Raw genomic sequence first — 25558 nt, 5'->3', positions numbered from 1 at the left:
CGATTTACTTCGAGCGGTATTTTTTATTTTTCAATCTTCCAATTTATCATCGTTTCAGTACTATTCACTCTTTTCATATGTAATTTCTCTAATACACGAATGGAGCTATAGTTTTCAAAGAGTGTTTCAGCTATAATCGTTTCCACTTCTCCTGTTTGAAAAGCCCACTTCATTAATTCACTAACAGCTTCTGTTGCATACCCTTTATTCCAATATTTCTCAATAAATCCGTAACCAATTTCTACCGTATGTTCCTCGTTTGGTTTCCCTTTAAATCCTATATCCCCTAGTACGATTTTATCTTCTTTCCGAATGACATACCACGCGCCCCAAGGTAATAAAGCTTCGTCTTGTTTTACACTTTCTACATGCCCTGAAATATGCGGGCCGCTATTGTATCCTTGATTCTTCGCAATTTGAACCCATTCTTCCGTACACGGGATAATATGTAATCTTTCCGTTTCTAATTTCATAACGATGTCCCCTTTTTAATTAAACAGTACTTCGATTTTACCACAAAAAGAAAGAATATTCACTCTTTTAATTTGCACATATGTTTTTTCTTTGAAACAAAATAAATGAAGTGATCTCCTTTAATAGTTATGTCGAATTATATTTTCTGAATTTTCTTTCATTTTTTAAAGGATTTTTCATTATTTTTTGCGAAACATTTGTATAACAATTTTTTTCTTTATTTATTGTTACATAACAGTAGGTTCGGGTGGAGTTTTGCGAGCGTTTCCTATACAATAACCGATATTTTTTGACTTTTCCTAACAAAATTCCTTGCAATATATTCAGAAAATCATTACAATTGCCATATATTAAAAATCATAGCAATGAATAAATCCTCATCAATCCGATGAGGTAGAGGTTGCAACTTTTAAGAGTAGAACGGCCGAGACACAGAGAATGTCACCGACTCCGTTGGAAAGGAAAAGTTGCCGAAGTTTATATTTCATCTCTGGAAATATGAGCTGGGGCTGTCTCCGAAAGGAACAGAACTGTCACGTTTACAAAATTACCGTGTAGACGTGGGGTGCTATCTTAACGGAAGGGTATGATGGGGGTGGTTATTTGTGAAACGTTCCGCCTAATTCTTTTGGCGGTTTTTTGTATTTTTCTCCCCCGCTCCTTCCTATCTTACTAGAAAAGGAGTGTTGAACATGAATAGCGCAACGAATCAAGCTACCTCTAAAAAGCAAACTACACAAGGACAAGGTGAATTAAAACGCGGATTAAAATCTCGTCACCTTACTATGATTTCTCTCGGTGGTACAATCGGTACCGGATTATTTCTTGCCAGTGGTGGTGTTATCCATTCAGCTGGTCCTGGCGGTGCATTAGTCGCATATGCCGCAATTGGAATTATGGTTTATTTTTTAATGACAAGCTTAGCAGAACTCGCAGCTTACATGCCTGTTACTGGCTCTTTTAGCACTTATGCAACAAAATTTGTTGATCCATCACTTGGTTTTGCACTTGGATGGAACTATTGGTATAACTGGGCGATTACGATCGCTGCTGAACTAGCGGCCGTAACCTTAATTATGAAATTTTGGTTCCCAGATACCCCTTCTCTTATTTGGAGTGGACTTTGCTTAGCTATTATTTTTCTCTTAAACTATTTATCTGTTAAAGGTTTTGGTGAATCTGAATATTGGTTCGCACTTATTAAAGTAGTTACTATTATTATCTTTTTAATTGTCGGCTTTATGATGATCTTTGGAATTATGGGCGGCGAAGCTGTCGGTTTTAAAAACTTCACTGTTGCAGATGCACCATTTAATGGCGGTATCATGGCAATTATCGGTGTATTTATGGCTGCTGGTTTCTCATTCCAAGGAACTGAATTATTAGGAGTGGCTGCTGGTGAAACTGCTGATCCAGAACGCAATATTCCAAAAGCAATTCGTTCTATCTTTTGGCGCATTATATTATTCTATATTTTAGCAATTCTCGTTATCGGTTTATTAATTCCTTATACGACTGATAGCCTTGCAGCAAGTGATGTAACAGTAAGTCCATTTACACTAGTATTTGAAAAAGCGGGCGTTGCCTTCGCTGCTTCTGTTATGAACGCTGTTATTTTAACTGCAGTACTTTCTGCTGGTAACTCTGGAATGTATGCATCAACTCGTATGCTTTGGGATTTAGCTCGTCAAGGAAAAGCACCAAAGTTCTTAGGCAAATTAGATAGCCGTGGTGTACCTGTTAACGCATTAATCGCAACATCAGTTGTTGGTAGCGTTGCTTTCATCGCTTCTTTATACGGTGACGGTGTTGTATACATTTGGTTATTAAATGCTTCTGGGATGTCAGGATTTATTGCTTGGGTAGGAATTGCTATTAGTCATTACCGTTTCCGAAAAGCTTATGTTGCACAAGGGAAAGATTTAAAAGATTTACCGTATAGAGCAAAATGGTTCCCGTTCGGTCCAATCTTTGCATTTACACTTTGTGTTATCGTTATTTTAGGACAAAACTACGGAGCATTTATGGGAGCATCTATCGATTGGAACGGTGTACTCGTTTCTTACATCGGTTTACCACTCTTCTTAGTACTATGGTTAGGATATAAATTTACTAAGAAAACGAAAGTAATTCCACTTGATAAATGTGAACTAAAATAAAATAAAATAAAATAAAACGAGCAAACAAATTTGTTTGCTCGTTTTTTATTGCAATTCATCTCCCTTCCCTATTGCCACTGTTTTTGCGATAATAGAGGAAATATACATAAAGGTTGGGATTACATGAACATTCGTATTACTGATGAAGCAAAAGCTGCTATACATAGATTAGAACGTGAAGACAAAAAAATTATTCGCATTAGAGGGACGATGACAAACTCTTGTAGCATTTTCGTTGATGTCGATTTAATTTGGGATACATATAATGCGGATGATGTTGTATATGAAGATGCACATCTTATCGTACAAATGGATTCATTCACGACAGATTACACTGGTGATACTGTGAAACTTGATTATAAAACGACAGGTTTTAGTATTACGACTCCTAGTGAGACTTTGGTGTATGGATTGTCGATTAAAAAATAAACATTGTTTTTATCTGACCAATGGGGTGAAAAAATGGGTAAATATGTTCCGTTAAAATTTTTATTCAACAAAGAATTAGCAGAAAAAATGGCTGATTCTATTTCTAAACATGATTCTAATTTCTCTAAGAAAAACTTTGTAGATTCTGTAACAAATAAAGTTGAAAATTTAGAGTTGAAACAACGTATAGAAGTAATAGCAGATGAATTACACTATGCATTACAAAAAGATTTTAATGAAGCAATACATATATTACTGAAAACATTGGGGCCAGAAAACACAACAGGAGTAGGCACATTTACAAATGGTTATATGTACATGCCTATTGCAAAATACGTTGAAAAATATGGGCTTAACGATTTTGAATCCTCTTTCAACGCAATGTATGAAATAACAAAAAGGAATACTGCTGAATATGCCATTCGGCCTTTTCTTGAAAAATACCATGAAGACACACTAGACATATTACAACAGTGGATTCATGACGAAAACAGCCACATTAGGAGATTAGTTTCCGAAGGTACAAGACCGAGACTTCCTTGGGCTAAAAAAATTGGAGCTCTGAAAGGTGACTTTAGAAATAATTTAAAACTTCTTGAGCTATTAATGAATGACACTTCTAAATATGTCCAAAAATCAGTAGCCAATCATATTAACGATATTACAAAAGAAGATAAAGAACTCGTTTTTCAATGGTTACAACAATTACGCGATAACAAACTTCCTGTTAACCCTTGGATTATAAAACATGGGTTAAGAACGGTGATAAAAAATGGTACTTTACCAAATGATTTTTCTTTTTAAGTATTTTAAACAAAAACACTTATGCTTCAAAAATGAAGTATAAGTGTTTTTTCTCTTTAAAACATTATCCCTGCCTTAAAATATTTTGAAACATTTCCGGCTTACTTTGTTCAAAGCTCGCTATTAATTCTTTTCCAAATATCGTTATACTCTTCTCCCAAGGATGACCTAAATACCCCCACTTAAAGTCCTTCTGAATAAAGAAGTAGTAATCTCCATTTGGAAAAATCGGGATTGTCCACTCATCAAATTCATTTCTATCGAACTTTAAATGTGGATTTACCCAGTAACACTCATGTTGCCAATCAAGTGCCATTATATATTCATTCGATACTGTATTCTCTTTTAAAACTAGTAATGCTTTTTCTTCCAGATCGTCATATACATTTAAATCTATCGATTCTCCAAAGTAATGAGAAATATCATATGTTATAAAAGGACTTGGCACCTTAAATGATGGGAATATAGAAACACTTGGTAAAAACTCAAGCTCACTATATATCCTATCCCATATTTGGTCATACTCTTTGTCTGTAAAATCCATCCAATTTTTCATTAAACAACTGCCTTCCCTTATAATTTCAAAGGATTTCCTCTTGGTTATCTCGAATATATAAATAACTATTCTCGCAAGGAGCGAATTTGTATGAATCTATTTGAACACGAAACGTAAAACCGCTTCATTTTAATAAGAGGTCCTCCCTTTCTCTTTTCTTACTATATCATTCATTAACGAAATAGGAGGACATAATATGAAACGTGATTCATTATTTTCGGCATTATTAGAAAGTGCAAAGACAAACTTTAGTGGCTGGGATTTTTCTTTCATTTCAGAAACTGGCCGTATGAATAGCGAGCCTTTATCCTGGTCGTACGGTAGCACCGCCTTCCAGCTTATACAACGTGCAAAATCAATGCTAGATATGGGAACTGGTGGCGGAGAGTTTTTATCTATGTTACAACCGTTCCCGTCAACTATTTATGCGACTGAAGGCTACGCACCAAATGTACCAATTGCTCGAAAGAAATTAGAACCTTTAGGAGTTACAATCGTAGAAGTTACTGATGATACTACTTTACCATTTCAAGATAGTCAGTTTGATTTAATTGTCAATCAACATGAATCCTATTCTGCTTCTGAGGTGAAAAGAATTCTTTCTTCAAATGGGATATTCCTTACTCAACAAGTCGGTGGTCTTGATTGTGCGGAACTTAATGAGCAGTTTGGCACACCGCTGAATAGCGAATTTTCAAGTTGGTCACTCAAAATGGCATGTAATGAACTAAGGGATAATGGATTTACTATTTTAGATGCGAAGGAAGAGTTCCCTCTTCAGCGTTTTTATGATGTCGGTGCTGTTGTTTATTACTTAAAAGCAATTCCGTGGCAAATTCCTGATTTTATAGTAGATAGCTATACCGAGGAATTGTATCGCATACATGAAATTATCTTACAAAAGGGATATTTCGATGTGAAGCAACACCGCTTTATTATTAAAACAAATTATGAAGAGTGAAATTGGAATTAGCATTCCTTGTAAAAAGCCAAATTCCCATAAAGAATTTGGCTTTCTTTTCGTATTTTAACGTTTCTTCTCTTATTGAGAAACGAGATATTTTTCATTTCGTTTTTTCGTATCATCTTCTGTCAAAAGTGTAGTTGTGTAATCAATAATATTCCGATTATCATATGTGAATGTATGCTCTAAATTGTTTTCTTCTTTTAATACTCTTGGTAAATATCTTTGCAAATTGCTAACTACACCTCTATTATCACCATCTAATATCCAATCAATTGACTTCCATTCTAATATACCTTCATCTGTGCTTACTGGCGTATCAATATGTACTCCATCCGGTAAATCAGCAAGGAATACATACATTCCCTCACTACCCAAAGGTTCGTCTTTAACTTGAAACATAACATTTCCTTTATACGTTACACTTGGAAGCTCTATTCCCGTTTCCTCAAACGTTTCTCTAATGACTCCTTCGTATGGCGTTTCATACTCTTCTATTTTCCCTCCGACGCCATTCCACATTCCCATTGTCGGCTTTTTGTTTCTATTTAATAGCAGTATATTATCTCCTTTTCTAATGAAGCAAATTGTGTACTTATACATACGATCATTTCCTTTCATTTACATCTTCTTTTGTAAGCAATTCAATTTCCACATGTGTTATTTGGCTTATTTTCACGTGAAAACACTCGCCTTATAATCCCTTACCACATAATATATAGTACAACTTTCATACGTAAACTCTTTACGTATGAAAGAATCCTTTTTAGAAAGGAGAATTCAAAATCGATAACATTAGTAGCGAATTTCTAAAACAATATTACGACAGCAACGTTTGGTTACATGGTACACACTGGCTCGGGGTTCCAATCTGCAAACTTCCTTCTGATCTCTTTTTGTATCAAGAAATACTATACGAATTAAAGCCTGATTTAATTATTGAATGCGGAACTTTTTACGGTGGTAGTGCACTGTATTTAGCTTCTATGTTAGATTTAATTGGAAAAGGTCACGTACTTACTATCGATATAACTCCGCAACCAAATCGGCCATCCCATAATCGAATTACGTATTTAACAGCTTCATCTATTTCTGTACAGGCCGTCCAATCAATATTAAGTATGCGCAAACCTGATGATGTGGTTTTAGTTATTTTAGATTCGGATCATAGTAAAGAACATGTATCGAAAGAACTCTTACTTTATAAATCTATTGTAACCACTGGAAGTTACATTATTGTAGAAGATACAAGTATTAACGGAAATCCTCTCCTTCCTAATTGGGGACCTGGCCCAATGGAAGCTGTGGAAGAATTTTTAACTAAAAATAGCAATTTCATAATCGATGAATCTAAACATAAGTTTTTCATATCATTTAATCCAAAAGGTTTTTTAAAGAAGATAAAGTGAAACTTTAATCAGTGGGGTTTTGTGAATCCCCACTTATTTTATGATTTTCATTTTTGAAAAAGGATAGTACACAAATTCCACTTTTCCTATTATATTATCTTCTTCAATATAACCTAAACCATTTCGACTATCCTTACTTTGTTCACGATTGTCTCCCATTACAAATAACTTATTTGGCGGAATCTTTGTCTTTTGAAAATTGTAAAACACTTGTGTATTGTTATATAAATCTTTATTTATATAAGGTTCATCTTGCTTTTTGTCATTTACGTATACAGTTCCATTCGTTATGTTAATTATGTCACCAGGAAGTCCTATTATGCGTTTCACATAATATTTTGACTCATCCTCTTCCTTAATAATGACAATTTCTCCGTGCTGTAAGCTAGAAAAATGTACAGCAGCTTTATTTACAAATACGTAGTCTTCTTCATGTAAAGTCGGCTGCATCGATTTTCCTTCCACCTTACATAAAGTAAAAGACTGGTACGTTACTACCATGACAAATATAAATAGTATGTATTTTCCCCAACCTCTCTTAATCTCCTCTTTCATATCTATTCCCACCTTATCAAAACACTTTTCAATTCAAAAATATATCACTGCACCTGTTCATTTGCGCAGTGATATATTTTTGAATTTCATTTTACTGTGCCATACTCGGCTGTTGTGTTACTGGGACTAGACTTACACCCGATCGCTGCGCTTTCAAATCAAAATACGCATCCAAAATCTCTTTACCAATTGCAGAATTAATACCTGATTTATCATTATTCACCCATGGCACAACAACAGAAAAAGCGACTTCCGGATCAGCGTCATATGGCGCATACCCGGCGAGAGTTAAATTATAACATTTTTTTCGATAGTTGTTTTCATCTTTTCCAACATCACTTTCTCCACCATAAAATGCTTCAGCTGTTCCCGTTTTTCCAGCCGGTTTATACGGTAATCCTTTAAATGTTGCAGTACCTGTTCCATCACCTTCTTGAAAAACTCTTCTAAATCCTTCTTTTACATGATTAATGTATGAAGTGTCCATATCCACTCGATTTAAAACAACCGGTTCAATCGACTGAATGACCTTTCCTACATCCTCTGGTTTATTTGGTTGTTCTCTAATTTCTTGCACAATTTGTGGTTTCATTCGGTAACCGCCATTTGCGATCGTTGAAATATATTGAGCCAGTTGAAGCGGCGTATATGTATCGTATTGTCCAATCGCATAATCGAGTAACAAACCAGGCTTACCATCATTTCTACCAACTTGGCCACGCGATTCATTTGGTAAATCAATCCCCGTCGGCACTCCTAAACCAAATTGTCTAAAATAATAACGCATTTTATTAAAAGTTTCTTGTTTAATGTCTAATGGACTATTTGGCACGTAATTTATCCCTGCTATTTTCAATGCGGTATTAAACATATACACGTTAGATGAAACTTGTAAAGCTCTTAAATCATCAATATCACCAAAGTCTTTCCACGATTTTTTCGGCTTAGGGCTACCTTTAAAGTACATTGGTGCATCAAAGAAATGCGTAAACGGTTTAATCGCCTCTGTTTGGTATCCGGTTAATAACGTAGCGCCTTTCACAGTAGATCCTAATTCATAAGAACTTGTCATCGTTCCTAAAGCGTAGTCTTCTATTTGCATACCGCCATCTTTATTTACAATTTTCTTTCCTGCTAATGATAGAATTTGACCATTTTTCGGATTCATCATAACGACGAATGCACGATCCATCATCGGTTCAGAAGAATGGAATGCCCTTAAATTCCTTTCAAGACTTTCCTCCACCTTTTTCTGTAAATCCATATCAACTGTTAACATTAAATTATTTCCACTTTTTCCTTGTGTCACTTTTTCAGTCCGAATAATATTTCCAGCCCTATCAGTAATATTTTTAGACTGTTCTTTCGTTCCATGTAACACATCTTCGTATTGTTTTTCGATGTAACTCTTACCAATACGATCATTTCGGTTATAATCTCGTACTAAATAGTAGTCTAATTGTTCCCTTGGTAATCCTTCATTCTCACTAGAAACACTACCAAGTACAGAACGTAGTATTTTGTCATTTGGGTATTCGCGCTCCCAATCCACAGTCGTATCTACGCCTGGCAAAATCGATAGTCTTTCACTCACTACTGCATATTCATTTTGACTTACATCTTTTTTGACAATTTGTGGCGTCATTTTATATCCCGCATTCATTTTGCTTTTAATTGCTAGTACTTCTATATCCTCTTTCGAAAGCTCGTTTAGTTCTTCTTGTGTAATTCTTTCTCGTCTCAACTCTTCTACTTTTTTATCTAATTCTTTTCCTTCAATCTCCTGTTTCCTAAATTTACTCTCATCTTCTTTCGTTACTTTTGTTGCTGCACGCTTTTCGTTTAACTGCATCCAAAAATCTTTTTTATCTGTCTCTGTTAACTTGTCCATATCTTCTTGCGGCATTTCAATTAGCTTTGCTAAATTTCTTGCCACTATTAAAACCTCTTTTGAGTCCACTCCTTTCATTTTCGTATATGTAACAGTTCGTAACGGTTTATTATTTACAATAACTTTTCCTTCCCGGTCAAACATCTTCCCTCTCGGAACTGGAGTACTCACCGTTACATCTTCCTTTTTATTCACTTCATTTCGATACGTTTCTCCGTCAATAATTTGTACTTTACCTAATTGAATAATAATAGCTGAAAATAAAAGAAAAACGATAAAAAATAGTACATTTAACCGAAACGGAATATGAGTCTTTTTCTTTTTCGACTGTTTCTGCTTCTCCTTTTTTTGTCTCATTTTGCTCCCTCGCTTCATTCTTTTAACATTTCTGTGCAAAAATCATTATGTATTAAATTTATTTATATGATATATATAGAATTTTATATTAGTTACAAAAGAAAGAAAAGATTTAATTTTCAGTTTTTGTATTTTACACCCTATTTATTACCATTCCCCTTAATACGTAATAACATGAACATAATGCATACAAAAAAACTGAGGTGGACATCATTCACCTCAGTTTCTTTACGAAAACAAAAACTTATTTAATCGAAGATAACCCTTGGGCAAATTCACCAATCTTATTTTGAAAAATAAAATCAAAATTGTATTCTTGTCCCGTTAATTCTTCATTTACTAAAATTGTTGTTGCGCCCACTTCTCTCTTTGCGATTTCTGGGAATGAAGCGACAGGCTGTACTTTTAATGACGTTCCCATTACGAGAAGTACATCTGTTTCATATAAACGTTTTATCGCATTTTGATATTGAGGTAACGTATCTCCATATAAAACAACATCTGGATTTAAAATGAAATTACACTTCCCGCAGCGCGGTACTTCATGATCAATCATATATTGTAAATCATATCCCGCTTTACACTTCGGACAATGCGCTGTTTGAAGTGTTCCATGTAAATCAATGACACGCTTACTACCACCTACTTGATGCAAACCATCAATATTTTGCGTTAAAATCTTTATGTCTTTCCCTCGTTCTTCTAGCTCAGCTAAAAAACGATGCCCACGATTTGGTTTATATTGATGAAACGTATTAATTTGAAAGATTTCTTTATAATGCTTCCAAAACTCTTTCGGATTTCTATTATAATAGCCTCTCGACAAGTACATCTCTACATTCGCATCAGCATACAATCCATTTGCTGAACGAAAATCAGGGATACCACTTTCTGTGCTTGCACCAGCACCTGTTAACACTGTAATTTTCTTCGCCTTTTCTAATATTGAACGTACTTCCTCATATTGCTGCACAAAAATCACCTCTATGTATATTCCTATACTTATTATACCAGTTGTTTACAGTAGGTGTTGTACAATTCGGTTTACTTACTACGTTGCATTATCTAAACCCAAACTTTTTTGGGCGTAATTAAAGTCTCCAAGATAACTACTGTTCAATTAAAATACAGTTATTTAATTTTAATTCCGCAAACTGGCATAAAACCTTTCGAAAATTCAAACCAGCTTTAAGAATAATTGTTTATCTTATGAATTCACAACTGATTATGTTATGGAGAATGTAGTCGGCCTTGCTAGGAAACACAAAGATACACTTGTTGGTAATGGCGTAGCATTCTTAGTAACTAAAGCACTCTCACAATCAATTCTGGATTGTTTAGAGGTAGATTCAGTGAAAGGTGTGTCTAATGAGCAAATGACGATTTTTCAATTCATTTAGAAAGCAGCCAGAAGGCTGCTTTTCTTCATCGATGGGCTTAGATAGTTATGGACTACTGGGAGCCTCTTAAGTTATACTTGTATAATATTAAAAATTAATAAGGGGTAATATTAACATTATGAAAGAAAAAAACGAACTTGTTCAAAGTATTCCTCAAACGGGATTTTTTGGGCATCCAAAAGGATTATTCTCTTTATTCTTCACTGAGTTTTGGGAAAGGTTCTCTCATTACGGAATGAGAGCTATTTTACTGTATTATATGTACTATTCGGTCGCAAAAGGTGGATTAGGAATCGATCAATCTACCGCAACCTCGATAATGGCAATTTACGGTTCCTTACTGTTCATGTCTAGTATTATCGGTGGATGGATATCGGATCGTTTATTTGGTCCAAGTAAAACCGTATTCTTTGGTGGCGTTTTAATTATGATTGGCCATCTTATTTTAGCTTTACCGGGTAGTAAAAGTGCGTTATTTATCTCTATGGTCTTCTTAGTTCTAGGAACAGGGTTGTTAAAGCCTAACATATCGAACATCGTAGGAAGTTTATACAGTGAAACAGATGCGCGTCGTGACTCAGGGTTCAGTATATTCTACATGGGTATTAACTTAGGTGCCTTACTTGCACCTTTAGTTGTCGGAACATTAGGTCAGCAATATAATTTCCACCTTGGTTTTGGAGTTGCGGCAATTGGTATGGCAATTGGGTTAGGGGTATTTGTTGGAACAAAACAGAAAAACCTTGGTCTAGTCGGTACACAAGTACCTAATCCATTATCAGATTCGGAAAGAAAAAAGACTATTAAGTATTTCAGTGTTGGTCTGGTTGTATTAGCATTGCTAGGTGTGGTTACAATTCCAACTGGGTTGTTAACTATAAATCGTTTTACATTCCTGATTAGTATCTTAGGGATTGTTATTCCAGCCTATTATTTTATTTATATGTATCGTAGTCCTAAAACAACAAAAGTAGAGCAATCTCGTCTTCTTGCGTATATACCACTCTTTATTGCAGCTACAATATTTTGGTCTATACAAGAACAAGGTGCTATTATCTTAGCGACATACGCGGATCAACGAACTCAATTACAGTTCAATGGAATTACATTGCATTCCGCTTGGTTCCAATCATTAAGTCCAATCTTTATCGTAACGCTTGCCCCGATTTTTGCATGGGTTTGGATAAAGTTAGGCAAGAAGCAGCCTTCAACGGCAAAAAAATTCGCTATTGGATTGCTATTTGCAGGTTTCTCATTCTTAGTTATGATTATTCCGGCTTTAATCAACGGTACTCACTCTTTAGTGAATCCTATGTGGTTAGTCCTTAGTTTCTTTTTAATTGTAATTGGAGAAGTTTGTTTATCTCCTTCAGGGTTATCAATAACGACGAAGCTGGCTCCAGCTGCTTTCTCTTCGCAAACCATGAGCTTATGGTTCTTATCAACTGCGTCTGCGCAAGCAATAAATGCCCAAGTTGTTAAACTGTATAATCCTGCAACAGAAGCAATTTACTTTGGTGTTATTGGCGCTATCTCTATTTTAGTTAGCATCCTGCTGTTTGCATTATCATCAAAAATCCAAAATTTCATGAAGGGACTTCAATAACGGTCTCTTATTGAAATGAACAAATACAAGTTTCTATGTGAAGAGTAGCCAAACGGGTTACTCTTTTTTTGTATAACCATAGCAATCTCCACACAAACGCAATATAATGTATGCTGGAGCAATGATATTTATAGGAAAACAAAACATACCTAATAGACTAATGCAACTTTGTAAGAGAGCTGACTATTTATCTAAAGAGAAGCTTCTTAAACATAAAGACTGCGTCATCGATTTACTCGATGAACGGGAAATTTGCGAATAAAAGACCAAAACTCCAACTCATTCATGGTTTAAAATACTGATGAGCTGGAGTTTTCTTATTGCTATATATACAAATAAAATAAAGATTACTAAAGGGCTATATGTGAAAAAACTATTTCTTTTGGAGGATTTCAATAAAAGAAATAGTTTTTTTGTTGTTGCAGTAAATGAAGTCATGTAGAGGGCTACTGAAATACTATATATCCAATTATTCTAATAATTTCATCTAAGTTGGAATCCCTTTACTTTGTATGTCTTTGAGTTTATCAGAACTTAACTTTTTATCCATTCATATAGACGAAAATTCTACATCATTAAGAAACTATTTAAAAAGTTTCCTTTTATTTGGAACAATTCCATATTTGTTAGAATACTCCCATTGCAACCTTTCCCTTTATATTCTATACTGCATCTTCAATTACAAAATACAAACACACAAAGAGGGCTGCATCAGCCCTCTTTAATTAACATGCTTTTTACTTAATGCGTCGCACCGCCGCACGCTACAATATCTACTTCCACTTCCGTCGTTACCTCAATTGCCAATTCTATCCCTTTACTAATTGTAGAAAGTGACATACTCGGTTGACCTGGATAGTTAGTAGCTTGTTCTGGTAAGAACGGAATATGAACAAATCCGCCTTTTATTTTTTGATCATGCTTCCGCAGTTCATGCATGAGACCATAGAATAAGTGATTACAAACAAATGTACCTGCCGTTTGTGAAACAGAAGCTGGTATACCTTCTTCGTGAAGTTTTTTCACGATTGCTTTCATCGGAAGTGTAGACCAATACGCAATAGGACCCTCTTCTACAACCGGCATATCCACTGGCTGATTTCCTTCATTATCAGCAATTCTTGCATCATCAACATTAATTGCTATTCGCTCTATCGTAACATCTGGTCTGCCCCCAGCTTGTCCAATACATATAATAATGTCAGGCGACAACTCTTCTATATACGCTTTTAATACTTGTATCGATTTATGAAATATCGTTGGAACTTGTTTACTTATAATCTTGTATTCTCCAATTGTTTTTTCATGTAAACTTTTTGCGACTTCCCAAGCTGGGTTGATTCTTTCTCCACCAAACGGATCAAATCCTGTTACTAATACTGTTTTCATAGTTTCACTCTCCTAATTAGAAACGATATACAAGGCCGTACATGATAAACATATTGATAATGAAAATGGACAGAGCAATTGGTACTTGCGCCTTAATAACAGCATTCTTATCTTTCAATTCTAAAAGCATCGCTGGAACAATATTAAAGTTTGCTGCCATTGGCGTAATGAGCGTTCCGCAATATCCAGCAAACATACCGAGTGCTGCCATAATTGCTGGGTTCCCGCCGTGCATTTGAACAATTAAAGGCAAGCCAATTCCGCCAGTAATAACCGCAAACGCAGCGAAAGCATTTCCCATTACGACTGTGAATAGCATCATTCCTAAACAGTACGCCATAACAGCAACGAATGGATACTCTGTCGGTAACACTTGTCCGACTAAATCGGAAACGACTTGGCCAACGCCAGACTTCGCGAAAATACCACCAAGCGCTGCTAACATTTGTGGTAAAATAACTGCCCAACCAACAGCTTGTAATAACCTACTCCCTTCTTGAACAGGCGTTGTTATTTTTGATTTTGTAATACGCATTGCCGCAATGAATGCGAGTAGTGCTCCTAACGCTAATGCAACTAATGTTACTTTATCTGGATCAACAAGTGCGACATTTCCCCATTTGATTTTTCCTAACGTTAATGTACCGATAATTGTAAAAATAGGTATTAATAGTGCAGGCATGAAAATTTTATTCTTTAATTTCTCAGCATGTTTCACACGTTCTTGCACTGGTACTTCTTTCTCCTCAGATTTTGTTACTTTATTTAATGAAGCTAAAACGACCATAGCGAGCACAATACAGCCAACATAAAATGAAGGTATTACATTTCCGAATAGGAATGTAACTGCAAACAATGCCCAAAATAAGCTAGAACCGAATCGGTTTGGATGTTCACGATCAAATGCAATACGAACAGCGATAAATGCAACGATTATTCCTAATACATAATAAATTGTATCCATTGTTATGATGTTCATCTTATATAGCCTCCTTCTCTTGTTTTTCTTCTGCCTTCATTGTTTTCTCTATATACTTATCAAACCTTCTAAACCTAATCCAGCTCACAATAAGGGCAGATATCGCAGTTGGAATACCCCAAAGCGCCATATCCCATACACCGACATGCATACCTACTGAATCGAAGAACCCTTTCATTAATAAAATGGCACCAGTTGCGATGAAAATATCCTCTCCGAAAAACCAAGCTGTATTTTCCGCAGCTGCTGCGTTTGCTTTAATCTTTTCTCTTAATTTTTCAGGGAGTTTACCGTATTTACCCTGCGCAGCTCCTTCTGCCATTGGCGCAACAAGCGGTCTTACTGTTTGCGCATGACCACCAATATTTAGTCCAAGTGCTGCTGATGATTCTCTTATCGTAAAATATGACATTAATACTTTTCCAGTTGTAGCGCCTTTTGATTTCGTTATAAGTGCTTCTGCTCTTTCTTTTAAACCGTAACGCTCTAAAATTCCGATTACCGGTAAAGTTAGTATAATAGGCATAGACATATATCTATTTTCTATGAAAAATTTACCGAACATGCTGATGACATCATAAAAGCTTAATCCTGAAACCATACCAGTAACAATACCTGCAACCATAACTACTAAAAGTGTATTTAATCTAAATAAAAAACCAACTGCAACAAGTAGTATCCCGATTAATTTAATCATTCCAGCACTTCCCCCATTTTTTATTTCGGTGCACAAATAGAAACACCATTAAGTTCGAATGTTCTGTATATTTTTTTCGCAAATTGGACTGCTTTCTCCCCATCACCGTGTAAACAGATCGTTTTCGCCTGAACTGTTACTTTCTCTCCGCTCACCGCGTTTACATAGCCTTCTTTCACCATTTGAAGCACTTGCTTTATCGCTTCGTCTTCATTTTTTATAAGTGCATTTTCTTCTGTCCGGCTTGTTAACGTTCCATCTTGCTTATACGTACGATCTGCAAAAGCTTCTTGTACGAGCGTTATATTATATTTTTCTGTTGCCCTTATAAAAGCCTCACTATTTGCTAATCCGTAAAGTAATAGATTTGGATTAATATGATAAATTGCCTTTGCGATTGCATCTGCAATTTCCGAATCAGTTGCCGCCATATTATATAAGGCACCGTGCGGTTTTACATGTTGCATTTTCCCGCCTGCCGCTTTAACAAATCCGTCTAATGCGCCAATTTGATATAAAACATAATCGTATACTTCACTTGCTGAAACATGCATGTTCCTTCTTCCAAATCCAATTAAATCAGGAAATCCAGGGTGTGCCCCTATTGCTACGTTTTGCTGCAGAGCTTTTTCAACCGTTTGCCGCATAACAGACGGATCACCAGCATGAAAACCACAAGCAACGTTTATAGAGGAAACGAACGGAAGAATTTCATCATCATTTCCCATTTTATAAGCTCCAAAACTTTCTCCTAAATCACAGTTTAAATCGATTGTAGTCACGATGTTTTCCTCCTAATCTCAGCTTCGTAAAGCGATGAATTTCTTTAATAGACTCATACTTGTTTCCTGCTTTATATATAATTGCGCAGCTTCTTCCATAGTTATTTTTTCAAAAGTTACATAGTCTCCTGGTTTCAGCTGCGCTAGAAGAGGTAAATCTACTGAAACTACATTTCCAATTCTCGGATAACCACCTGTCGTTTGTCTATCCGCCATTAATATAATAGGCTGTCCACCATTCGGTACTTGAATTGTTCCGAATGTAACGGGACTCGATAAAATTTCTACCTCTTCCACTCTATTTAAAACATCTCCGTCAAGCCTATATCCCATGCGATCAGCATAATTGGATACTTTATACTCTTTCGAAAAAAACGACTTTATACTTTCTTCTGTAAATTGATCATATTCAAAGTCTGTTATGACGCGAAGAATAGGCTGCTTCTTATATTTTGGTAAAGTATTGTTACAAATTGCCCACTTCGTTTTTATGCGCTCTTCTTCTTGTAAATTTCGAATGAAACGACTCCCAACTTCTGCCCCTGTACCAATTTGAAAATAATCTCCTTTTTTCAGCATTCTCCCTTCAATACCGCCAAGAGCAGCACGTATGTAAGTACTTTTACTTCCCATCGTACGATCAATATTTATACCGCCCGCAAAAGTCACATATGCTCTGCAACCGCTTTTCGCTTTTCCGAGGCAAAGCATGCTTCCTTCTTCAGCTAATATAGGGCGCCATAATGGAATGCGCTCTCCATTTAATAACGGTTCCATATCTGCTCCACCAATCGCAAGCAATGTCGTTTTCTTGATTAACAATTTAGGTCCCATTATTGTAATTTCGAGTCCAGCCTCATTCTCCTCATTACCTACTAACATATTAATCATCCTGAGCGCACTTTTATCCATAGCACCGCCAACAGGCACACCGTATTGCTGATAATGAAATCTTCCTAAATCTTGGACTGTTGTAAACATTCCCGCATGCAAAACCTCTACATCCATTCTTTAGCCCCCTCAAGCGATACGTACTCTTCCTTTGTTATTGGTTTAAATCGCAAATACATACCACTTTGAATATATGTTGGTGTTTCTTCTTTTGGATTAAATAGAGAAATAGGTGTTCGACCGATAATATTCCAGCCTCCTGGTGTTTCAAGCGGATAAATACCCGTTTGATTTCCGCCAATCCCTACTGAGCCAGGAGCGATTTGTAACCGTGGTGTTTCTTTTCTAGGTGTTTCTAGTTCTTTTGATAATCCCCCTAAATAAGGGAATCCAGGCGTAAAGCCTAACATATACACGAAATATGTTGTTTCACTATGTATTCGAATAACATCCTCTACTTGTAATCCTTGATAATGTGCAACTTCTTCTAAATCAGGTCCATATTCTCCCCCGTAACACACTGGTATAGAAATATGTTTCACATCTCGGTTCACTTCTTCTTTATAAGAATCAGACAGCTCCCGTATATACTGGCAAACGTAATCATATGGTCTTATATTTCTATCATTTTCCTTCCATACTTCGTACAAATTGTAATAAACCGCTAATGAAGTAAACGACGGAACGCATTCAACTATTCCTGCAAACGGATATTGCTGCAGTGCTTGAAATAATCGTTGTACTTTTTCGTATATATCCATCCCAATTTCTTCACCAAATGTAACAATAATTGCTTGATCCCCTAACGCAGAAAATTTCATCCCACTCCCTCTTTCTATGCCAAACAGCCGAGTTCTTTCGAAATGCGGTTCGCTGTTTCTTTCACTTTCGCAGTAAAATACGCAATGTTACTTTCGCTATACTCAATTGCCAATCCCGAAATACTAATGCCTGCTACAACCGTTCCATCACTTGCAAAAATTGGAGCCGCTATAGCCGCTGTATGATTTTCTAATTCAGAATAACTAATTGTATATCCAGCTTGTTTTGCCATATGTAACACTTCTAGTAAATGTTCCTTATTCACAATCGTTCCATCTGCAAACTGCTTTAAATCCGTTTCTTCTACGTACTTTCTTTTCTCTTCCTCAGAAAAATACGATAGTAAAATTCTCGGACATGCACCCGCATAAAGCGGTGCTCTTCTTCCAACCGCCGTATAAACACGTACTGGCTGAACTCCTTCCATCTTCTCAACGTAAATTGCATCATTACCATCTTGAATAATTAAATTTACTGCCTGCCCTAAACTATCTCTAAGCTCTTTCATATAAGGAATCGCAATATTTCTTACGGATAACCTTTGTGAAACAAGTTGACCAAATCGTAAAAAAACGACTCCGAGACGATACTTTCCCTTTTCTGTTTTTTGTAAAAAGTCCATTTCTTCTAACGAACCAATTAAACGATAAACAGATGTTTTCGGCATGTTCGTAAGCTGAACCATCTCTGTCAAACTTAGCTCCTCATGCTCATAAAACAACTCTAAAATATCCATTGTCTTAACTGCCGTTTTATTTATACTCATCCTATCTCCTTTTCGTTCCGAATTTCGGAACTTCAATTCCGTTTTTCGAAACAAACATATAATTTAAAATTATAAAATATTCTTTCAATTCTATCAATATATTTTTCACAAACAAAAAAAGTATGGAAGAATATTTCTCCCATACTTTTTGCTTTATAACGCTCTTACTTGTTTCAACGGCCAGAAAACAGCTTGTCCTTTTCCGACAATTTCATCTTCTGAAATAAATCCAAACATACGACCGTCTTTAGACACTTCACGATTATCTCCTAAAACAAATACTTGGCCTTCTGGTACTTTTGTTTTCCCTGTGATTTGTTCTAACGTAAAATCAGGAGTTAATACACGACCAGACGCCTTTTCTTTAAATTCTTTTAAATACGGTTCTTCCATCGCTTTTCCGTTTACATATAAAATATCATCTTTATACTCAACTGTATCACCTGGTAAACCAATTACTCGTTTTACTAAATCGTACCCTTCTTTTCCGTGGAAGACGATAATATCAAAGCGATCTAATCCACTTATACTATAACCGATCTTATTCACAAGAACTCGTTCGTTATTTTCTAAAGTGGGCATCATCGATTCACCTTGTACTAATGAAGGTGTAAATAAAACACCGCGAATAATAGCGATTAATACAAGGGTAAATCCTATCGTTTTAGCCCATGAGAATAATTCTTTCTTCGTATTTTCCTTCATCGTTTCTCCTCTTTCTTAAGTGTTTATTTTATGATTTGAACCAATTCTTGTACTAAATTAAGATCAATTTCAGAAAAACATGATTTTCCTTCTCTTACCGCTGTACCGACATGGGCTTGCGTGATTCCAGTTTCATCTAGTAACTGCTTTATATTTTCTTTCGTCACGCCAGCTCCAGCTACAAGCTGAATTTGACCATCGCTTACCTTTTGCATATCTGTAAGCACCGGAATATTATCAACTATATTTCCTTGTCCACCTGAAGTTAACACGTGAGAAACTTTATTGAATTTCTTCAAAACTTTCATCGCTTCTACTGGATTTTCTGTATCATCTATCGCACGATGATACGTTACATTTATTCCATCTACAACAGATAATAAATCTGCTAGTTCCTCTTCATCAACTTCATTTTGTTCATTTAACACACCTAATACAACACCAGCAGCCCCTAGATTTTGAGCAACTATAATATCTTCTTTCATCATTTCAATTTCTTCTTCCGTATATATAAAAGACTTTGCATGCGGACGAATCATAACATGAACTGGTATTTGCACTGCTTCTACTGCTTTTTTTATAAAAGCATAACTCGGTGTTAAACCACCTTCTGTATACGATGAAATGAGTTCAATTCGATTTCCACCAGCCTTTTCAATTCGCTTCACATCTTCTAAACAAGTTGCAATAACCTCTAGCATGAGTTACCCTCTTTTCGTGCTTTTTTCTTATTATACAGTAGGTGAAATAAGAAACATAGCATTCCACTATAAAACTACAAAAAGAAGAATGAAAAGAAAGATTTTTTGAATTGATAATAATTTTCATATATGTTATGTTTTGCTCGTAACTATACATTATTACATCCTTATAAAAAAAATAAATATTTACTTCTTACAAAAAAACGGTTCGTTATCTCTAGTTCATTTATTGTAATTGCATTACTTTGCGCGATTACTTTTTTAACAAAACCAAATACAAAACTAGATTCCTCGACTTCAAGTATAGAATCAGAAACTATTACCCTTTCTTCAAGCAATAAAGAAGAAATCCGAACATTTCATTCATCTTCATTTAATAATTCACATATATTCAAAGGTGACACAGGCACAGGATTTGAATTTAGCGGCCTAGGTGACTTAAATATTACGATTAAAAACACTAGTACAAACAGTTTTACTTATTCAATTAAATTCAAAGAAGATCGTTTAGTCAAACACACGTTACAGCCAAGTGAAAGTAAATCCTTCACTTTACGTTCACTCATCGCCAACCCTTTACCAGGGTATTATTCATTATTTGCACATAATCAAGACGGTTCTGAAAGTAGTATGAGTCTTGAAGTACAGCCACAATAGAACAAATTAAAAAGGCTATCCTCTCATCAAAAGGATAGCCTTTTTAATTTGTAAAACGAGAACTTCCTCTCCTTTGAACAATGACATAATACACGGAATTATATCAACGATTCAACATAGCATACCAATTCACCGACAACAAAAAGTCTGCTCCAGAATGGAACAGACTTTATATTTCTTCATTACGACCGAAACGCCGCATCCGCCAGCATAGATAGTGTTGCATCATCCATCGGCGGATTGTGTAATCCTGCTCTGACGTTTAAATAGTAACGATGAAGCGGATTTTTTTCTGATAAACTTTTTGCCCCTACGATACGCATTGCTTTATCTACAATGGCTATCGCCGCATTTGTTACGGCGTATTTCACTGCTGCTAGCTCTGCTTGTAGTGAAAGCTTATCTTCTGCTTCATCGTACTTTTTCGCAATTTGATATAAAAAGACGCGAGCTTGCATAAGCTCAAGTTCTAATTCTCCGACTAACCTTCTAACATTCGGTAATAAACTAATTGAATGATTTAAACTATTTGGCTTGTATGATTCCGCAAACTGAACTGCATAATTTCTTGCCGATTGTGCAATCCCTAAATAACACGCTGGTATATGCAATAACCAGCCAATCCCCTTTTGTTTCACTTTCGAACCTTTTACATCAGTAAAAAGGCGATTCTCTATCTCTACATTTTGTAAAATAAGATCGTGGCTAGCAGTTCCTCGCATTGAAACGCTATCCCAAGTTTCTTCAATTGATACACCTAGCGTATTCTTTGGAATGACAAACTCCCCGATTTCTTCCCTGCCCTCAATACTTGCTGAAATGATAAAATAATCAAGTACTGGTGCCATCGTCGTAAAAGTTTTCCTTCCATTTATAATCCATTTATCACCTTTTTGAACTGCTAATGTCTCTGGTTTTCCGCCTCGCGTCGGACTCCCTGTTCTCGGTTCTGTCGCTGCCCTATTAAAGAGCGCACCATTACGTACTTCCTCACAAAACCATTGGAACATCTCTGCATTCCAAGAACGATTTTCCGCTAGCTCTTTCACAATACCAATATGCCATCCAATGGATAACGCAGTAGCTCCACAGCCTTCTGCTATTTTCTCTTGAAATAAAACAAAATCATATAAAGAAATCGCATTGCCTCCTAATTCTTTTGGCAACGTTAATTTCGTATATCCGATATCTTTCAAATCATTAATATTTTCATATGGAAAAGAACCTAATTCACTTAGTTGATGCTCCCTTTCCACGAACTTCGGAATCAACTTATTTATTTGCTCAATAACTAAAGTTTGTTCTTCTGTTTCAACAAATGAGAGTGCCATACTATAATCTCCTTTATGTTCGATTCATAAACCGTTCATTTTGTCATTATGATTATATGAAGTTACCTCTCTATTGTTTCACTATTCCGATAAAAATACAATGTTTTCGAACAATAAGAGAAGTTCCTATATAAAGATAGGTTCTTTTCTTATATTAATCTCCTTTCAATGCCTTTAACGGCAAGGAAGTTACATATCCGATATACGAGAATAATTCTTTAAAAAAGAATGGGATTTCTGTATCTAATGTTTTATATGCCGACGTTGGAGTTGGTGATGCATATGCTTCAATCTTAATATGTTTTGCTATTCTCATCGCACGTTTCATATGAAGTGGATCACTTACGATTGTATAGGTGCGTATTCCATTCTCTAATCCCACTTGCTTCGCATTCTTTAAATTTTCTTCAGTGAAAAGGGATTTTGTTTCAATTAAAATATCCTCTTCTTTTACACCATGTTTCAGTGCATACACTCTAGCAGTACGCGCTTCTTCAAGCTCTGCCTCAAACTTTGTACCACCTGTGAAAATAATTTTTTTAATATTACCGTTCTTATATAAAGAAATTGCATGATTAATTCTTTCTTTAAATACGGGAGATGGTTTTCCGTTCCATGATGCTGCTCCAAGTACGATACCAGCATCTGTCTTCACTCCATCATCTGTTTTAAAGCGATAACTCCAAATATCGTAAGCTGCATAACTTACATATAAAATAATAGAACAAATCATAAGCAAGAATACTTGCAAGATTCTTCTTTTCTTACTTTTCTTATTTTCTTTCATTTATAACTGCCTCCGTACATCATCCATACTTCTATATAAAAACGTATATATCAAATCATTTTGTTTGAATTTGTTTAAAAGAAGGAATTTTTCTTGTTATATATATGTATTAAAGGGTTTTCATTTAAAATTGAGGATTATCAATTCATTTTTCGTTTGCGGTTTTCATTACGTTTGTGTAATTTATAAGTTTATTACCATACAACTACATTGTAACGAATTTTTTCTCATAATGGAATGATGAAACAAAAGTAAATAAAAGAAGTAACAGTTTTGTAAGAAAAAAGGTATATTTTTCATCTAGACGATCCATACACCTTTTTTAATATGAATTATCGTTTTTCTTTATACGACTCTAATCTTTCTAATAACCGTTCCTTTACAGCTGGCCATTCACTTGCAATAACACTGTATACAACTGCATCTCTAACATGCCCGCTCGGTAATTTTCTTTCGTTTCTAAGTACACCTTCTTTTACTGCGCCAAGTCTTTCAATTGCTCTTTGTGCTTTTTCATTTCTTACATCAGTCTTAATTTGCACCCTCAGCATATGTAATTTTTCAAAAGCGTACTCAAGTAACATATACTTACACTCTGTATTTATACTTGTACGTTGTACACTCGGGTCATACCACGTTTGTCCTAATTCAACTATCTTATCTTCAACTGAAATGTTATATAAGCGTGTACTTCCTGCAATTTCATTTGTTTTTTGATCAACAACTACAAATGGTAAATCCTTACCTGCCCCATAAGCTTTTATCGCCTTTTGAACATATTGCTGCATATCTTGAACAGTATCCATTTTAGAGATTAAATACGCCCAAATATCTCGATTTCCTTCTACGATTGAAAACATTTTTTCGACATCATTGCTATCCATTAACCGTAATTTTGCTCTTTCGTGAATAATTTCCATTTGCAAGCCCCCTTCTTTTGTTGTTACTATATCATATTATTGTATATCATTTTATTATGATATACAAATAAAATTCACCCTCACAGAAATATAATATATCTTAAAAATAAAAAATGCGATGCCTGTATTCAAGCATCGCACTCATAATTTGAATTGAAATTTACTTCTTTTCCATTACAGCAAAGTAATTATTTTCGCTATCCGCAAAATTAAATATTCTACCTGTAGGCATAGTTACAATTTCCCCAACTGTAACTTTTTTGTTTACTAAATCACTATATAAACGATCGAATTCTTTTGAGAAGAACATTAAAGAAGGTGTGCCAAGATTTAACTCAGGCTGCATTTTAGCAATTAACTCTTTATTATGGAGAATAATACTTGTTTCAGCTTCTTTAGTTGGAGCAATTTCAATCCATCGCATTCCTTGACCGTTATCTTCCTCCGAAATAACACTAAATCCTAATTTTTCTGTCCAAAATTCCTTCACTTCATCTTGGTTATTCACATACAACATAATTTGGCCAACATTATTAATCATATATTTTAACCCTCCCTTATAAACTTTTTTATTAAACTCAATGCGCTTAAACCTACTTACCACCGAAAATAAAGTTACTGTTCAAAAATCTATTTCAGCGATTCCAATCGCTCACTCAAACGATTCCAAGTTTCGGTGATACCTTGTAGCATACCCATATCCATAACAGTCTTAAGGGCCTCTTTGGAAACATATTCAGCACGGTTTATTAGCTTTGTCTTTCCACCTAAATCGATAAACTCCAATGTCATCTCGGTTGACGGCATAGAATCATTTACATTACCTTCAGCATCTGAAAAATAATCGGTATAGACGATTTTCTCTGGCTCAATAATCTCTTTATAGACTCCTTTGCCCCATGATTCCATACCAAAGAATTGCCCCAGGTTCTGATCGACACACTTCATACAGTAGTGCCAAACGCCTCCCGGACGGAAGTCGACAGTGCATGCGGGAATTTCCCAGCCCCTTGGCCCCCACCATTGTTTCAAATGCTCTGGTTCTTTAAACATACTGAATACTAAATCGCGCGGCGCATCGAAAACGCGCTCCAGCACTAATACTCGCTCATTCTCTACTCTCGATACCATTGTATTGTTTGACATTTCAATTCCTCCTTAAATATGAACTGATTTTATGACTTTTCCTTGTTTTGCAATTCCTTCAAATACTTATCTAGATTATCGAATCTCTCTTCCATCACATGCTTAAATGACTGTACCCAACAATCAAGCGCTTGGAAAGGTTCAGGTCGTAACTTATAAATCCGGCGATTAGCTTCAGCTTGCACTTCCACAATTCCAGTATCACTTAGCACCTTTAAGTGTTTCGAAGTTTGTGGCTGCCTTAATCCCAGATGATCGGCAATTTCCCCAACAGTTAGAGGACCGTCACGCAACAGTTCAACGATATTCATACGATTCGGTTCAGATAAGGCATTCAGCGTCGCCACGTTCACGCCCGAAATTTCCTCCGACATATCACTC

General features: G+C 35.6%; 28 protein-coding genes and 1 riboswitch. Of the genes, 7 read left to right on the top strand and 21 right to left on the bottom strand.

The features are described 5' to 3' along the window. Nucleotides 1–23: 23 nt before the first annotated feature. Nucleotides 24–473: a GNAT family N-acetyltransferase gene (locus tag CDB3_RS08955; RefSeq protein ID WP_128854186.1), complete on the bottom strand. Its 450-nt coding sequence runs from the start codon at nt 471–473 to the stop codon at nt 24–26. Nucleotides 474–860: 387 nt separating this feature from the next. Next, nucleotides 861–1053: riboswitch (Lysine riboswitch) on the top strand. Between the two features lie 113 nt (nt 1054–1166). Between CDB3_RS08955 and CDB3_RS08950 the strand changes: the two genes are divergently transcribed. The 3 genes from CDB3_RS08950 to CDB3_RS08940 all read left to right on the top strand — a co-directional run bounded on the left by CDB3_RS08950 (nt 1167) and on the right by CDB3_RS08940 (nt 3866). Then, on the top strand, nt 1167–2633 hold the full coding sequence (locus CDB3_RS08950; RefSeq protein WP_098889298.1) for an amino acid permease: 1467 nt from the start codon (nt 1167–1169) through the stop codon (nt 2631–2633). Nucleotides 2634–2756: 123 nt separating this feature from the next. After that, nucleotides 2757–3062: an iron-sulfur cluster biosynthesis family protein gene (locus CDB3_RS08945; protein WP_071746442.1), complete on the top strand. Its 306-nt coding sequence runs from the start codon at nt 2757–2759 to the stop codon at nt 3060–3062. Between the two features lie 33 nt (nt 3063–3095). Continuing rightward, nucleotides 3096–3866, top strand: a complete 771-nt coding sequence (locus CDB3_RS08940) for a DNA alkylation repair protein (RefSeq protein ID WP_128854185.1) — start codon at nt 3096–3098, stop codon at nt 3864–3866. Between the two features lie 64 nt (nt 3867–3930). On the opposite strand, the gene CDB3_RS08935 is transcribed toward CDB3_RS08940, so the two are convergent. Beyond that, nucleotides 3931–4422 (bottom strand): DUF2716 domain-containing protein, encoded by a 492-nt coding sequence (locus CDB3_RS08935; RefSeq protein ID WP_128854184.1) that lies wholly within the window; start codon nt 4420–4422, stop codon nt 3931–3933. 196 nt (nt 4423–4618) lie between these two features. Here CDB3_RS08935 and CDB3_RS08930 point away from each other — a divergent pair, with 196 nt between their 5' ends. Then, a complete protein-coding gene (locus CDB3_RS08930; protein WP_128854183.1) occupies nt 4619–5383 on the top strand; it encodes a class I SAM-dependent methyltransferase in 765 nt (254 codons plus the stop codon). Nucleotides 5384–5464: 81 nt separating this feature from the next. Here CDB3_RS08930 and CDB3_RS08925 read toward each other — a convergent pair whose 3' ends face one another. Next, nucleotides 5465–5989, bottom strand: a complete 525-nt coding sequence (locus tag CDB3_RS08925) for an NUDIX hydrolase (RefSeq protein ID WP_128854182.1) — start codon at nt 5987–5989, stop codon at nt 5465–5467. Between the two features lie 182 nt (nt 5990–6171). On the opposite strand from CDB3_RS08925, the gene CDB3_RS08915 reads away from it, so the two are divergent. Beyond that, complete coding sequence (locus CDB3_RS08915; RefSeq protein WP_128854180.1) at nt 6172–6795, top strand: cephalosporin hydroxylase family protein; 624 nt, start codon at nt 6172–6174, stop codon at nt 6793–6795. 33 nt (nt 6796–6828) lie between these two features. Here CDB3_RS08915 and lepB (CDB3_RS08910) read toward each other — a convergent pair whose 3' ends face one another. From lepB (CDB3_RS08910) to CDB3_RS08900, 3 genes are all read right to left on the bottom strand, one after another. Further along, nucleotides 6829–7350, bottom strand: a complete 522-nt coding sequence (gene lepB, locus CDB3_RS08910; protein ID WP_128854179.1) for a signal peptidase I — start codon at nt 7348–7350, stop codon at nt 6829–6831. Between the two features lie 91 nt (nt 7351–7441). Further along, nucleotides 7442–9616: a peptidoglycan D,D-transpeptidase FtsI family protein gene (locus CDB3_RS08905; protein WP_179139684.1), complete on the bottom strand. Its 2175-nt coding sequence runs from the start codon at nt 9614–9616 to the stop codon at nt 7442–7444. 226 nt (nt 9617–9842) lie between these two features. Next, the gene (locus tag CDB3_RS08900; protein WP_128854177.1) at nt 9843–10571 is read right to left on the bottom strand and encodes an NAD-dependent protein deacylase; all 729 of its coding nucleotides are present in this window, start codon (nt 10569–10571) and stop codon (nt 9843–9845) included. A 545-nt stretch (nt 10572–11116) separates the two neighbouring features. Between CDB3_RS08900 and CDB3_RS08890 the strand changes: the two genes are divergently transcribed. Beyond that, nucleotides 11117–12604: a peptide MFS transporter gene (locus CDB3_RS08890; protein ID WP_002161268.1), complete on the top strand. Its 1488-nt coding sequence runs from the start codon at nt 11117–11119 to the stop codon at nt 12602–12604. A 741-nt stretch (nt 12605–13345) separates the two neighbouring features. Here CDB3_RS08890 and pcp read toward each other — a convergent pair. The 9 genes from pcp to CDB3_RS08845 all read right to left on the bottom strand — a co-directional run bounded on the left by pcp (nt 13346) and on the right by CDB3_RS08845 (nt 20336). Then, entirely contained in the window at nt 13346–13993 is a 648-nt protein-coding gene (gene pcp / locus CDB3_RS08885) for a pyroglutamyl-peptidase I (RefSeq protein WP_128854176.1), read from the bottom strand. Nucleotides 13994–14009: 16 nt separating this feature from the next. Next, nucleotides 14010–14972 carry a DUF979 domain-containing protein gene (locus tag CDB3_RS08880; RefSeq protein WP_128854175.1) on the bottom strand — a complete coding sequence of 321 codons (963 nt, stop codon included), beginning with the start codon at nt 14970–14972 and terminating at the stop codon, nt 14010–14012. Between the two features lies 1 nt (nt 14973). Then, nucleotides 14974–15669: a DUF969 domain-containing protein gene (locus tag CDB3_RS08875; RefSeq protein ID WP_128854174.1), complete on the bottom strand. Its 696-nt coding sequence runs from the start codon at nt 15667–15669 to the stop codon at nt 14974–14976. 20 nt (nt 15670–15689) lie between these two features. Beyond that, nucleotides 15690–16451, bottom strand: a complete 762-nt coding sequence (pxpA, locus tag CDB3_RS08870) for a 5-oxoprolinase subunit PxpA (RefSeq protein ID WP_128854173.1) — start codon at nt 16449–16451, stop codon at nt 15690–15692. Nucleotides 16452–16469: 18 nt separating this feature from the next. Next, on the bottom strand, nt 16470–17459 hold the full coding sequence (locus CDB3_RS08865) for a 5-oxoprolinase subunit C family protein (protein WP_128854172.1): 990 nt from the start codon (nt 17457–17459) through the stop codon (nt 16470–16472). Next, the gene (pxpB, locus tag CDB3_RS08860; RefSeq protein WP_128854171.1) at nt 17450–18163 is read right to left on the bottom strand and encodes a 5-oxoprolinase subunit PxpB; all 714 of its coding nucleotides are present in this window, start codon (nt 18161–18163) and stop codon (nt 17450–17452) included. Before pxpB ends, CDB3_RS08865 begins: the two co-directional genes overlap by 10 nt. Nucleotides 18164–18177: 14 nt before the next feature. Then, the gene (locus CDB3_RS08855) at nt 18178–18930 is read right to left on the bottom strand and encodes an IclR family transcriptional regulator (protein ID WP_128854170.1); all 753 of its coding nucleotides are present in this window, start codon (nt 18928–18930) and stop codon (nt 18178–18180) included. A gap of 153 nt (nt 18931–19083) precedes the next feature. Then, on the bottom strand, nt 19084–19635 hold the full coding sequence (lepB, locus tag CDB3_RS08850; RefSeq protein WP_128854169.1) for a signal peptidase I: 552 nt from the start codon (nt 19633–19635) through the stop codon (nt 19084–19086). A 23-nt stretch (nt 19636–19658) separates the two neighbouring features. After that, on the bottom strand, nt 19659–20336 hold the full coding sequence (locus tag CDB3_RS08845; RefSeq protein ID WP_128854168.1) for a copper homeostasis protein CutC: 678 nt from the start codon (nt 20334–20336) through the stop codon (nt 19659–19661). A 129-nt stretch (nt 20337–20465) separates the two neighbouring features. On the opposite strand from CDB3_RS08845, the gene CDB3_RS08840 reads away from it, so the two are divergent. Beyond that, the gene (locus CDB3_RS08840) at nt 20466–20993 is read left to right on the top strand and encodes a hypothetical protein (protein WP_128854167.1); all 528 of its coding nucleotides are present in this window, start codon (nt 20466–20468) and stop codon (nt 20991–20993) included. A gap of 182 nt (nt 20994–21175) precedes the next feature. Here CDB3_RS08840 and CDB3_RS08835 read toward each other — a convergent pair whose 3' ends face one another. From CDB3_RS08835 to CDB3_RS08810, 6 genes are all read right to left on the bottom strand, one after another. Next, nucleotides 21176–22324: an acyl-CoA dehydrogenase family protein gene (locus CDB3_RS08835; RefSeq protein ID WP_128854166.1), complete on the bottom strand. Its 1149-nt coding sequence runs from the start codon at nt 22322–22324 to the stop codon at nt 21176–21178. 154 nt (nt 22325–22478) lie between these two features. Then, nucleotides 22479–23111, bottom strand: a complete 633-nt coding sequence (locus CDB3_RS08830; protein ID WP_097830244.1) for a YdcF family protein — start codon at nt 23109–23111, stop codon at nt 22479–22481. Between the two features lie 332 nt (nt 23112–23443). Beyond that, nucleotides 23444–24031, bottom strand: a complete 588-nt coding sequence (locus CDB3_RS08825; RefSeq protein WP_128854165.1) for a GNAT family N-acetyltransferase — start codon at nt 24029–24031, stop codon at nt 23444–23446. A 160-nt stretch (nt 24032–24191) separates the two neighbouring features. Then, nucleotides 24192–24572 (bottom strand): VOC family protein, encoded by a 381-nt coding sequence (locus CDB3_RS08820; RefSeq protein WP_128280472.1) that lies wholly within the window; start codon nt 24570–24572, stop codon nt 24192–24194. A gap of 89 nt (nt 24573–24661) precedes the next feature. Beyond that, nucleotides 24662–25177, bottom strand: a complete 516-nt coding sequence (locus CDB3_RS08815) for an SRPBCC domain-containing protein (protein WP_128854164.1) — start codon at nt 25175–25177, stop codon at nt 24662–24664. Between the two features lie 29 nt (nt 25178–25206). Next, on the bottom strand, nt 25207–25551 hold the full coding sequence (locus CDB3_RS08810; RefSeq protein WP_128854163.1) for an ArsR/SmtB family transcription factor: 345 nt from the start codon (nt 25549–25551) through the stop codon (nt 25207–25209). Nucleotides 25552–25558 lie beyond the last annotated feature (7 nt).

The organism is Bacillus sp. CDB3, from assembly GCF_002081505.1.
In the GTDB taxonomy this organism is placed as follows: Bacteria; Bacillota; Bacilli; order Bacillales; family Bacillaceae_G; genus Bacillus_A; species Bacillus_A cereus_AT.
The sequence above is the reverse complement of the archived record's forward strand: the minus strand, read 5'-3'. Positions and strand labels throughout refer to the sequence as shown.

What these genes read in the sequence shown, in the direction of transcription:
- CDB3_RS08955 (WP_128854186.1), bottom strand. Translation starts at nt 473, where the DNA reads ATGAAATTAGAAACGGAAAGATTACATATTATCCCGTGTACGGAAGAA.
- CDB3_RS08950 (WP_098889298.1), top strand. Translation starts at nt 1,167, where the DNA reads ATGAATAGCGCAACGAATCAAGCTACCTCTAAAAAGCAAACTACACAA.
- CDB3_RS08945 (WP_071746442.1), top strand. Translation starts at nt 2,757, where the DNA reads ATGAACATTCGTATTACTGATGAAGCAAAAGCTGCTATACATAGATTA.
- CDB3_RS08940 (WP_128854185.1), top strand. Translation starts at nt 3,096, where the DNA reads ATGGGTAAATATGTTCCGTTAAAATTTTTATTCAACAAAGAATTAGCA.
- CDB3_RS08935 (WP_128854184.1), bottom strand. Translation starts at nt 4,422, where the DNA reads ATGAAAAATTGGATGGATTTTACAGACAAAGAGTATGACCAAATATGG.
- CDB3_RS08930 (WP_128854183.1), top strand. Translation starts at nt 4,619, where the DNA reads ATGAAACGTGATTCATTATTTTCGGCATTATTAGAAAGTGCAAAGACA.
- CDB3_RS08925 (WP_128854182.1), bottom strand. Translation starts at nt 5,989, where the DNA reads ATGTATAAGTACACAATTTGCTTCATTAGAAAAGGAGATAATATACTG.
- lepB (WP_128854179.1), bottom strand. Translation starts at nt 7,350, where the DNA reads ATGAAAGAGGAGATTAAGAGAGGTTGGGGAAAATACATACTATTTATA.
- CDB3_RS08905 (WP_179139684.1), bottom strand. Translation starts at nt 9,616, where the DNA reads ATGAAGCGAGGGAGCAAAATGAGACAAAAAAAGGAGAAGCAGAAACAG.
- CDB3_RS08890 (WP_002161268.1), top strand. Translation starts at nt 11,117, where the DNA reads ATGAAAGAAAAAAACGAACTTGTTCAAAGTATTCCTCAAACGGGATTT.
- pcp (WP_128854176.1), bottom strand. Translation starts at nt 13,993, where the DNA reads ATGAAAACAGTATTAGTAACAGGATTTGATCCGTTTGGTGGAGAAAGA.
- CDB3_RS08880 (WP_128854175.1), bottom strand. Translation starts at nt 14,972, where the DNA reads ATGAACATCATAACAATGGATACAATTTATTATGTATTAGGAATAATC.
- CDB3_RS08875 (WP_128854174.1), bottom strand. Translation starts at nt 15,669, where the DNA reads ATGATTAAATTAATCGGGATACTACTTGTTGCAGTTGGTTTTTTATTT.
- CDB3_RS08865 (WP_128854172.1), bottom strand. Translation starts at nt 17,459, where the DNA reads ATGGATGTAGAGGTTTTGCATGCGGGAATGTTTACAACAGTCCAAGAT.
- pxpB (WP_128854171.1), bottom strand. Translation starts at nt 18,163, where the DNA reads ATGAAATTTTCTGCGTTAGGGGATCAAGCAATTATTGTTACATTTGGT.
- CDB3_RS08855 (WP_128854170.1), bottom strand. Translation starts at nt 18,930, where the DNA reads ATGAGTATAAATAAAACGGCAGTTAAGACAATGGATATTTTAGAGTTG.
- lepB (WP_128854169.1), bottom strand. Translation starts at nt 19,635, where the DNA reads ATGAAGGAAAATACGAAGAAAGAATTATTCTCATGGGCTAAAACGATA.
- CDB3_RS08845 (WP_128854168.1), bottom strand. Translation starts at nt 20,336, where the DNA reads ATGCTAGAGGTTATTGCAACTTGTTTAGAAGATGTGAAGCGAATTGAA.
- CDB3_RS08840 (WP_128854167.1), top strand. Translation starts at nt 20,466, where the DNA reads ATGTTATGTTTTGCTCGTAACTATACATTATTACATCCTTATAAAAAA.
- CDB3_RS08835 (WP_128854166.1), bottom strand. Translation starts at nt 22,324, where the DNA reads ATGGCACTCTCATTTGTTGAAACAGAAGAACAAACTTTAGTTATTGAG.
- CDB3_RS08830 (WP_097830244.1), bottom strand. Translation starts at nt 23,111, where the DNA reads ATGAAAGAAAATAAGAAAAGTAAGAAAAGAAGAATCTTGCAAGTATTC.
- CDB3_RS08825 (WP_128854165.1), bottom strand. Translation starts at nt 24,031, where the DNA reads ATGGAAATTATTCACGAAAGAGCAAAATTACGGTTAATGGATAGCAAT.
- CDB3_RS08820 (WP_128280472.1), bottom strand. Translation starts at nt 24,572, where the DNA reads ATGATTAATAATGTTGGCCAAATTATGTTGTATGTGAATAACCAAGAT.
- CDB3_RS08815 (WP_128854164.1), bottom strand. Translation starts at nt 25,177, where the DNA reads ATGTCAAACAATACAATGGTATCGAGAGTAGAGAATGAGCGAGTATTA.
- CDB3_RS08810 (WP_128854163.1), bottom strand. Translation starts at nt 25,551, where the DNA reads ATGTCGGAGGAAATTTCGGGCGTGAACGTGGCGACGCTGAATGCCTTA.